Raw genomic sequence first — 9,575 nt, forward strand, 5'->3', positions numbered from 1 at the left:
ACGGCACACGTCCGCCGGCACCAGTCTGCCCCGGTCGGTCACTCCACCGGCGACGGCACGGCGCGCAGCCTGGCGCCCTGCTGCTGCGTGAAGCCGGCACCGCCGCGGACGGGGCCCCTCGGTGCGCCCGTGGGCGTCGACAGGATCAGGGTGATCCGGGTCAGCCCCATCTCGCCCAGCATCCGGCTGGTCTCGGCCACCATCCGGCACCGCACCAGCCCCCACCGCGGGTCGGGGTGGCGCACGGTGCGCACCGCCCCGTCGAGCTCGGCTGCGTCGATCCCGTGCGTGCTCAGCCAGTGCGGCACCCCGTACCGGTAGGCCGCCTCCATGAACGGGTCACGGGCCACCTCCTGGCGGATGCTGCGCAGCCCCTCGTCCTCGGGAGCCCCGGCCAGCGCGGTCGCGAACTGGGCCAGCAGCGGTACGCACCAGGCCGGTTCGTGGTCCTCCAGCACGGCGGCCGCGTCCGGGTGGAACAGCACGAAGCGCAGGAAGTTGTCGTCCGGCAGGGCCGTCGGGTGCGGTCTCACCGACTGGAAGAGCTGGTCGAAGGCCGAGTTGGTCAGGGCGACGTCCCAGCGGTGGTCCACCAGGAAGCTCGGGTACGGCACGGACTCCATGAGGGCCGCGTAGTCGCACAGGTAGTCGCGGTGCGCCGGGTCCTCGGGCAGCCGGTTCTCCTCGGCGGCCCGCCACGTGGGCGGCGGATCGCGGTCGACCATGACGCGGAACAGCCAGAAGCACTGGCGTTCGCTCATCTCCAAGGCCTCGGCCAGGGCGAGGAGTTTGCGATCCGTCCACTCCTTGACCAGACCTCTTTCCCAGTTCCCGTACGCGCGGACGCTGATGCGCAGCCGGGCGGCGAGGTCTTCCTGGCTCAGGCCCAGCTCCTCGCGGCGCTGGCGCAAAATCTCCTTGCGTCGCTCCGACCGCACGGCGCCACGGGCGGGTTCCTCGCCCGCCAGACGCTCTTCACCGGCTCGGGCGAGTCCATCGGACGGGCCCACCGCTGCGAGATGTGGCACTGAGAGCTCCCCCTCCTCCGGTCTGGATCTTCATTTCCGTGTGGCGATCCTGCTACCGACTTCATTCGAGTGTCAACTATTGTGGCAATTCCAGCCTCTTGACAGCTCATTCCCGCCACAGCTGTGGCACGTTCTAGCCCTTCCGGGCGAGAGCGGCTAGATTCCAGAAGCCGACCATGTGCCCATACCGACTTCGCGCGATCTAGGAGAACCACTGGTGACAGACGGCTTCCCGGCTCCCGTCGCGGTGGCCGACGCACCCATGGCAGCCACCATCACGCGGGTCGCCGAACTCGCGGGCAAGATGGGCCGCGACCTGAACCAGGTCTTCGACCTGCGGCGGCTCTCCGAGGCCTCCGGCGTACCCACGGACGTGGTCAGGAACCTGCTCGACGGCAGGCCGGCCGGCGAACCCGATCTGCAGACCCGGTTCCTCCAGCGTCTCGACCTGCTCCGGCGGACACGTGTCAAACCGAACGGCCGCCGCTACACGCAGCAGGAGATCGCGGACGGCGCCGGCATGTCCCGGCAGCAGGCCGGAGCACTGATCAACGGCGACCGGCGGCCCACCATGGAACACTGCGACGCGATCCAGCGGTTCTTCGGAGTGCACGCGGGGTTCCTCACGGCGCACGACTCCGACGCCCTCACCGACGCGCTCCAGCGGACCGAGCAACAGCTGCTCCAGGACTTCGCGGGGCGGGCGCGGGAAACCGTACCGGCCTCGGCCGCATCGGCGGGCGATCCACTGGCAAGACTCCTCCAGAACCACGGTGTACGGGGCATCGCCTGGCGCGCCGCCCAACTGCCCAGCGACAAGCACCGGGACAAGGTGACCGAATGGCTGGACATGCTCCTCGAAAGCGTCAAACCGAACGAATCCTGACCCAGTCGAAAGTCTGGGTCTGATCCTTGAGTCCTGATCCGGATCCGCGCCGACGGGGAGAACGGTGAGCATAGGCAGAGAGCAGCGGCGGTTGTGCGGGGAGCTGGTGGCCGGGATCCGGCTGACCGCGCCCGTGGAGCCCGTGGACCTCTACGCTGCCCTCTGCGAGGGCATGAGCAGACACCGAGGCCGCCGGGTGGACTTCCGGATGGCCTCGTTCCCGCCGCGGACGGCCAGCGGCCTGTGGCTCGACATGGCGGATCGCGATCTCGTGGTCATCGAGGAGCGCACCGCGCCGGACCACCAACTGGTGATCCTGGGCCACGAGCTGTGGCACATGAAGGCCGGCCACTGCAGTCACCACGTCGACGGCGCCGCCGTCGCCGCGCGGCTGCTGACCGACGAGGCCGACATCGGCGAGACCGTGCGCCGCGTCGCCGCGCGCACGCGCGCCGACGTCCGGGAGGAGACCGAGGCCGAGACCTTCGGCTTACTGCTGGGTAGTCGGTGTCGGAACTGGCTCGCCGGATCGGCCGGCCACCGCGCTCCGGTCCAGCGTGATCAATTGGCGGGCCGGATCGAGGCTTCGCTGGGCTACCGGGGGCACAGGAACGAACGTTGAACGGTAAGGACTACTACATACCGGCGGCCGCGATGGCGGTCTCACTCGCCTTCAAGCTGCCGGCCCTGCGGCACAACTGGCGCGACCCGCTCCTGCGATCGGTCGTCGCCCTGCTGACCCTGGCGGGAGCGGTGTTCACCTTCGCCGCCCCGCCCACGATCGCCGCGGTCAACCGCTGGACCGGGATCGTCAACGTCTCGGCCCCCCTGGTCTACTGCCTGATCACCGCTTTCAGCGCCTCCTGCCTGATCCTGATGGTCAACTGGCGGGGCGGCCCGCCCGAACAGACCCGACGCGTCTCGCGCCGCTGGATTCTGGGCTACAGCGTGGTGGTCGTCGCCCTGATCGTGCTCTTCGCCCTCGGTGAGACCCCGGCGGAGCGGCTGCGCGACTTCGACACCTATTACGCGAACACGCCCTACATCGGCCATATGATCGCCCTCTACCTGCTGGCGCACCTCGTGGCCGCGGTGGTGATGGTGGTCCTGTGCTGGCGCTGGTCGCTCCAGGTCCGCGGCTGGCTGCGGGTCGGCCTGGTGATCATCGTCGCCGGCTACATCTTCAACCTCGCCTACGACGCCACCAAGATGACCGCCGTCGTCGCCCGCTGGTCCGGTCACAACCTGGACGACCTCAGCACCTACGCCGCTCCGCCGCTCGCCTCCCTCGGTGCGCTGATCAGCGCGATGGGCTTCGTGGTCCCGCTCGTCTGCCAGCGTTTGTCGGACCACTGGCAGACCTGGGCGACGTACCGCCGGCTCGGCCCGCTCTGGCACGAGGTGCAGATCTCCGCGCCCAGCGGCACGCCCTCCGTGCAGATGGCCTGGTGGTCTGCCGCGGAACTGCGGGTGATCCAGCGCGAGTCGGACATCCACGACGGCTTCCTGCACCTCGGGCCGTACTTCGACAAGGGCCTCGGCGACGACTCCTACGAAAGCGCCGTCGCCGGGGGTGCCGACGAGGAGACGGCCCGCGCCGTCGCCGAGGCCGTCATGGTCGCGGCCGCCGTACGGGCCCGCTCCGCCGACCCCGACGGAAAGATCATCGGAGAGGACGAGGAGACCGTCCTCGACACCGCCGACGGTCCGCGCGACCTGCTGCGGATCTCCGACGCGCTGCGGCACTCACCGGTGGTGCAGGCGGTCCGGCGAGAGGTGACGGTGTAGCGGCGGACGAGTCCGCCCGGCGACCGGTCAGCGGCTGGCGACGGACGCCGTCGCCGTGGCCGGGAACAGGTCCTGGAACGGTGCGGCCGAGTCGATCCCCTCCCGCCCGTACGGCGCGTCGAAACTCCACACCATGAAGAGCAGGAACACGATCAGCGCGCTGAACAGTCCGGCGAGCAGCAACTCCCGCCCGGAACGGCGGATCTGCAGGGTGAAGATCAGCCCAACCGTGACCAGCCCGCCGACCAGCAGCCCGAACCACACCACGCCCGGCAGCGTGGACTCGGAGCTCTGCGTCCGCGAGTGCCGCGCGTCGTCGGCCGCCGCGATGTGGTCCAGCAACGGCTGGTAGGCCTGCGCCTGGAGCTCGTTGGCCGGGCTCTGGTGCGTGACGTCGGTGCGCAGCTTGCCGAGCAGTGCGGCGCCCTCGGCCGAGGCGCCGTCGCCGGAGGTCAGCAGCGGCCAGTCCACGGCGACGGTGTGGGAGACGTACGCGTCCACCTCGCCCCGGATCCGGTCGCGGACGGCCGCCGGGTAGACGTCGGCGCGCTGGGTGACCTCGTACAGGGCCTGGGCCTCACGGCGCACGCTGTCCTCGGCGGCGCCGCGCGCCTCCCAGACGCCCGCGATGGCCAGGCCCAGCACGATCGCGTAGACCACGCCCACCATCATCGTCATGTACTCGATGACATCGGGGGTTTCGCTGGTGTCCTCGTCGTCGGCGGCCCGGCGGTGCCGGATCGCGGTGATGGCGAGGACGAGGGCGCAGACGAGCGCCATGGCGATGGCCAGGACCAGCCATTCGGACACGTGGATTCTCCCGGTGTGGATCGGTGGATGGGTGGATGGGTGGATGGGGGGATCGGTGGATGGGTGGATCGGCGGACGGGGGTGTGGAGGGGCCGCGGCGGTCAGCTGCGGCTCTTGGAGCGGGGGCGCAGTGCGGCGGCGGCCAGGACGGCCGGGGTGGTGACGACGACCATGAGCATCACGGTGGACATCCCGCCCGGGCCGCGCCGCTCCAGGGCCACCGAGCGGTACGGACGCACGTGGAAGGCGCTCACCCGTGCGGCGGCGGCCCTGGCCGCGGGCGGGGCGGGTGCGCCGGCCGACGCCGGTTCCTCCCGGACCTCGGGACCAGCCACGGGCTCCGGCGGCTGCGACCCCCCGGCCCTTGCCTCCGCGGAACGCTCCACGGCCGCGCCCGGCGGACGCGGCCGCGCGGGCCCGGCCGGCCGCACCGGCCGCACCGGCCGCCCCGTGGGGGTGGCGGACTCCGCGGGCCGCCCCGGGTGATGCACGGTCGGCCGCTCGGCGCCGGGCACGGCCACCCGTACCGAGGGCCACCCGGACGGCGGCCGGAAGACCGGCCGCTCCGGCTCCCCGGCCGGCACGCACAGGTCGACGCGGGCTCCGTAGCCGTCGCCGTCGTCCTCGCCCGCGACCGCCACATGGCCCTGCAGCGGGCAGAGCACCGCCACCAGGCCCGCCCCGGCGAAGTACTGCCAAGCGGTCACCGCGCGCCTCCCGAAATCCGCAGCAGAAGTAAGGGCTACCGCTGAAGAAACGATCAAGGGGCGGCTTCGACACGCCGCGGACGGGTGCTGATCCCCGATGCGGCATGATGTCGCCATGGGGACCGAGGGGGCGAACGCCCGTCTGATCGCAGGGCGCTACCGGCTGGACGCCAAGCTCGGACGCGGTGGCATGGGCATCGTGTGGCGCGCCACCGACCAGTTGCTCGGCCGGAACGTCGCCGTCAAGGAGGTCGCGCTCGACCCCGCGCTGTCCGAGGAAGAGGCCCGGCACCAGCGTGAGCGCACGCTCCGCGAGGCACGGGCGGCCGCACAGGTCAAGCACCCCCACATCATCGTGGTGCACGACATCGTCGAGGACGGCGAACTCCCGTACATCGTCATGGAACTGGTAGAGGGCGGTTCCCTCGCCGACCGGCTCTCCCGGACCGGCCCGGTGGACGTCGCCGAGGCGGCCCGGATCGGGATCGCGCTGGTCGGCGCGCTGCGCACGGCGCACGCGGCCGGGGTGCTGCACCGGGACATCAAGCCGGCGAACGTCCTGCTGGAGGCGCCGGGCGGGCGGCCCGTGCTCACCGACTTCGGCATCGCGCAGGTGTCGGGCGCCACGACGCTGACCACCACCGGGTCCTTCGTCGGTTCCCCCGAATACACCGCGCCCGAGCGGATGTCGGGGCAGACGCCGGCGGGGCCCGAGGCCGATCTGTGGTCGCTGGGGGCCCTGCTGTGCGCGGCTCTCAGCGGCGCCTCGCCCTTCCGGCGGGACTCGCTCGGCGGGATCCTGCACGCGGTGGTCTTCGACGAGATCCGGCCCCCGGAGGCGTGCGGCCCGCTGCTGCCGGTGGTGCGGGGGCTGCTGGAGCGAGATCCGGCCGGGCGGCTCGGCGCGGAGCGGGCCGAGCAGATGCTGCGGGACTGTGCGGAGGCAGCGGCGCAGTACACCCCGACGCGGTACGCCCCGGCCCCGCACAGCCCTGCGCAGTCCGCTGCGGCCCCGAAGGACCCCGCCCCGCAGAACCCGGCCCCGGGCCCCGCCCCGGCCCCGGCCCCGCACACCCCGGTCCCCCACAGTCCGACGCAGCCCGGCGCGGCCCCGGAGTCCGCGCCGACGCCCGTATCGGCCCCCGTACCGGCCCCCGCGCCCGGGCCCGTACGCACCCCCGGGAAGCGGCGGCCGGGGGCGGCGCTGATCGCCGGTCTGCTGGTGGCCGCGATCGCCGGTGCGGGTGTGTCCGCCGCGCTGCTCATGAACGACGGGGAGCACGGAGGGCAGACGTCCACGAGCGGGGCGGCCGGCCGGCCGCACGCACCCACCTCCGCCGCGACCGGCGAGAAGATCGACACGGTCTCCCCCTCGTCCGACGACAGGCCCGCACCCGCCGGCTACCGCGTCGTCACCGACCCGGAGGGATTCTCGCTCGCGGTCCCGCTCGGCTTCACCCGCAAGGTGGAAGGTCCGCGGATCTTCTACATGTCACCCGGTGAGACCTTCCGCATCGGCATCAAGGTGGCCGAGCCCGAGTCGGGCGGCCCGCTCGCCGTCCATCAGCGCGCCCATGCCAAGGGGCCGGGGACCAACCCCGGTTACCGTGACGCCGAGGTCGTGACCACCTCGCAGAACGGCCGGCAGGCCGCCCTGTGGCTGTTCACCTGGGACGGATTCTCGACGGCCGAGGGCCCCCGGCACACCCGCGACCTGTGCTGGGAGGAGGACGGCCGCCTGTACGACGTGTGGGTGTCCTCACCGGTCCGCCAGGGCGACGAGGCCCGGGGCTACTTCGACACCGCGGTGCGTACCTTCGTACGCACCGGCGGCTGACACCCGCCGCCGCGCCCCGGTTCACCCGCCAGGCGCAGCCCACCACGGCACCCGCCCCTCCCCCGCTCCATGATCGGGGGAGCGGACCGGCGGCCCCTCTCAGGGGATGGTGGCGGATGGAACCGGACCCTCGGCTACGACCGGATGGTCGCCGTCGGCACGGCCATCCTGGGGGCGGGGATCGGTGTCCTGTGCTGCACCGCGAACCCCTTCGCGACCGGCGTGGCCTCGGCCGTGACCATCGGCGGTGTGGCCCCGGCCAAGGTCGGCCACGACAGGTACCTGCGCTCCGTCTGGCCCCTGCCGGCCATCCTCCTCGTACTGATCTGCGGCTTCCCGGCCCTGGGCGCACTCATGTGACGGCACGTCACCGCCCCGCAGGGATCGCGGCCCGGCGTCTCACCTAGGCTGGGGAGACATGTCCGACTCCCCGCCCCTCCCCCAGCCCGCCGACCCGCCACCGGTCGCCGTCCTGGCCGCGATACGCCGGCCGCTGCGGTTCCTCGGCTCGTGGTGGCCCTGGCGGTGCTGGGCGTACCTGGGCAGCGGGTTCCTCATCGGCTATCCCGTACTGCTCGTCCTCGTCCTGCTCCTCGGGTTCGGGGTGGCACTGGCGGTGGTCGGGATCGGGCTGCTGCTCCTGCTGGGCGGCGTCGTCGCCGTGGTACCGCTGGGGGCGCTGGAGCGGTGGCGGCTGCGGTGCGTGGAGCCCGGGCCCGTGCCGGACCCGCACGCCTCCCTCGCCGGGGCCGGGCCCGCGGCCTGGCTGCGGACCCGGCTGCGGGAGCGGGCCACCTGGCGGGAGTTCGCGTACGCCACCCTGCTCGGACCGGTCTTCGGGGCGGCCGGGTTCGCCGTGGTCACGCTGCTGGCCTTCGCCCTGGTCCTCGTCGCGACCCCGGCGATCGTGTGGGGCATCGCCCCGGACACGGTGATGCTGATCCCCGGCCGGCCGGTCTCCGGGCCGCTGGAGGCCCTGGGCGGCACGGCCGTCGGACTGGCCGGGATGGTGGTGGCGGCGTACGCGGGCGCCCTGCTCGCCGGGGCCCAGGTGAAGACCGCCCGCCTGCTGCTCGGACCGCGCGTGGAGGCCGACCGGATCCTGGAGCTCACCCGCTCCCGGGTCCGCCTGGTCGACGCCTTCGAGGCCGAACGGCGGCGCATCGAGCGGGACTTGCACGACGGCGCACAGCAGCAGCTGGTCGCCCTCAGCATGACCTTGGGCCTCGCCGAGCTGGAACTGCGCGGAATCCCGCAGGCGGCCGGCGCCGCCGCCCTGGTGACCCGGGGGCGCGGGGAGGCCAAGGTCGCGCTGGAGCAGCTGCGCGACCTCGTACGGGGTATCCACCCGCAGGTCCTGACCGACCACGGGCTCGCGGCGGCCGTCGCCGAGGTGGCCCTGCGTCATCCCGTACCGGTGACCGTGGACCTCGACGTGCCCCGGCTGGCCGAACCGGTGGAGATCACGGCGTACTTCACCGTCACCGAGGCGCTCGCCAACGCGGCCAAGCACAGCGGTGCCTCGTGCGTCGCCGTCGTCGGTAAGGTCGAGGGCGACCGGCTCACTCTCACCGTCACCGACGACGGCCGCGGCGGCGCCGATCCCGGCGCGGGAGCGGGCCTGGCAGGACTCGCGGACAGGGTGGCGATGTTGAAGGGCAGGCTGGTGGTGTCCAGTCCGGTGGGCGGACCGACCCGACTCCGGGTGGAGGTCCCGTGCTCCGGCTGATCCTCGCCGAGGACTCCGTACTGCTGCGCGCGGGGCTGACGGAACTCCTCACCCGGGGCGGGCACCAGGTCCTCGCCGCCGTCGGGAGCGCCGAGGAGCTGGTGCGGGCGGTGGAGGCGCAGCGGCCGGACGCCGTCGTGACCGATGTGCGGATGCCGCCCGGCTTCCGCGACGAGGGTCTGCGGGCCGCACTCGAACTCCGCTCCCGGGACGCCGCGTTGCCCGTGCTCGTGCTCTCGCAGTACGTGGCCACGGCCTACGCCACCCAGTTGCTCACGGGGGCCTCGGCGGCCGGGCTGGGCTATCTCCTCAAGGACCGGGTCGGCGAGGTGGCCGAGTTCCTCGACGCCCTCCAGCAGGTCGCCGAGGGCCGTACGGTCATCGACCCGGAGGTGGTACGGGTCCTGCTCAGCCGGCAGTCCGAGGAGCGGCCGCTGGCCCGGCTGACCCCGCGCGAGCGGGAGGTGCTGACCCTGATGGCCTCGGGCCTCAACAACCAGGCCTTGGCGACGCGGCTGTTCATCACCGAGGCCGCCGTCGTCAAACACGCCTCCAGCATCTTCATGAAGCTCGACCTGGACGCCACCGAGGGCAACCGCCGGGTCTTGGCGGTCCTGGCCCATCTGTCGGGCCAGGAAGCCTAGTGGGGGGGGGGGGGGGGGGGGGGGGGGGGGGGAGAAAGGGGGGAAGGGGGGGGGGGGGGGGGGGGGGGTGGTGCAGTTTTTTGGTTTTTTTTTTTCACAACCTCTTTCGTTTCAAGGCTTTTTTTGTGTTAGCCACCAACAGGTGG

9 protein-coding genes and 1 pseudogene are annotated in these 9,575 nt (G+C 72.6%); 7 read left to right on the forward strand and 3 right to left on the reverse strand.

Annotated elements, in window-relative coordinates:
* Window positions 1-38 precede the first annotated feature (38 nt).
* Window positions 39-911, reverse strand: a complete 873-nt coding sequence (locus tag ACZ4YL_RS01295; protein ID WP_468113163.1) for a helix-turn-helix domain-containing protein — start codon at window positions 909-911, stop codon at window positions 39-41.
* A gap of 334 nt (window positions 912-1,245) precedes the next feature.
* Here ACZ4YL_RS01295 and ACZ4YL_RS01300 point away from each other — a divergent pair, with 334 nt between their 5' ends.
* From ACZ4YL_RS01300 to ACZ4YL_RS01310, 3 genes are all read left to right on the forward strand, one after another.
* The gene (locus ACZ4YL_RS01300; protein ID WP_468113164.1) at window positions 1,246-1,914 is read left to right on the forward strand and encodes a helix-turn-helix domain-containing protein; all 669 of its coding nucleotides are present in this window, start codon (window positions 1,246-1,248) and stop codon (window positions 1,912-1,914) included.
* Between the two features lie 64 nt (window positions 1,915-1,978).
* A complete protein-coding gene (locus ACZ4YL_RS01305; protein WP_468113165.1) occupies window positions 1,979-2,536 on the forward strand; it encodes a toxin-antitoxin system, toxin component in 558 nt (185 codons plus the stop codon).
* Window positions 2,533-3,702, forward strand: a complete 1,170-nt coding sequence (locus ACZ4YL_RS01310) for an MAB_1171c family putative transporter (RefSeq protein WP_468113166.1) — start codon at window positions 2,533-2,535, stop codon at window positions 3,700-3,702. Before ACZ4YL_RS01305 ends, ACZ4YL_RS01310 begins: the two co-directional genes overlap by 4 nt.
* 27 nt (window positions 3,703-3,729) lie before the next feature.
* Here ACZ4YL_RS01310 and ACZ4YL_RS01315 read toward each other — a convergent pair whose 3' ends face one another.
* The gene (locus ACZ4YL_RS01315) at window positions 3,730-4,512 is read right to left on the reverse strand and encodes a bestrophin-like domain (RefSeq protein ID WP_468113167.1); all 783 of its coding nucleotides are present in this window, start codon (window positions 4,510-4,512) and stop codon (window positions 3,730-3,732) included.
* Window positions 4,513-4,613: 101 nt separating this feature from the next.
* Window positions 4,614-5,219, reverse strand: coding sequence for a hypothetical protein (locus tag ACZ4YL_RS01320; RefSeq protein ID WP_468113168.1), 606 nt, complete (start codon window positions 5,217-5,219; stop codon window positions 4,614-4,616).
* A gap of 115 nt (window positions 5,220-5,334) precedes the next feature.
* Here ACZ4YL_RS01320 and ACZ4YL_RS01325 point away from each other — a divergent pair, with 115 nt between their 5' ends.
* The 4 genes and pseudogenes from ACZ4YL_RS01325 (at window position 5,335) to ACZ4YL_RS01340 (ending at window position 9,429) form a co-directional block, all read left to right on the forward strand.
* Window positions 5,335-7,056 carry a serine/threonine-protein kinase gene (locus ACZ4YL_RS01325; RefSeq protein ID WP_468113169.1) on the forward strand — a complete coding sequence of 574 codons (1,722 nt, stop codon included), beginning with the start codon at window positions 5,335-5,337 and terminating at the stop codon, window positions 7,054-7,056.
* 129 nt (window positions 7,057-7,185) lie between these two features.
* Window positions 7,186-7,416: pseudogene (locus tag ACZ4YL_RS01330) on the forward strand (hypothetical protein); the annotation flags it as partial.
* Window positions 7,417-7,474: 58 nt separating this feature from the next.
* Window positions 7,475-8,785 (forward strand): sensor histidine kinase, encoded by a 1,311-nt coding sequence (locus ACZ4YL_RS01335; protein ID WP_468113170.1) that lies wholly within the window; start codon window positions 7,475-7,477, stop codon window positions 8,783-8,785.
* On the forward strand, window positions 8,773-9,429 hold the full coding sequence (locus ACZ4YL_RS01340; RefSeq protein ID WP_468113171.1) for a response regulator: 657 nt from the start codon (window positions 8,773-8,775) through the stop codon (window positions 9,427-9,429). Before ACZ4YL_RS01335 ends, ACZ4YL_RS01340 begins: the two co-directional genes overlap by 13 nt.
* Window positions 9,430-9,575: the final 146 nt, after the last annotated feature.

This window comes from Streptomyces sp. NPDC030021, from assembly GCF_055574035.1.

Bases quoted from the DNA above. Each gene is read 5' to 3' on its own strand.
- ACZ4YL_RS01335 (WP_468113170.1), top strand. From the start codon at position 7,475: ATGTCCGACTCCCCGCCCCTCCCCCAGCCCGCCGACCCGCCACCGGTC.
- ACZ4YL_RS01325 (WP_468113169.1), top strand. From the start codon at position 5,335: ATGGGGACCGAGGGGGCGAACGCCCGTCTGATCGCAGGGCGCTACCGG.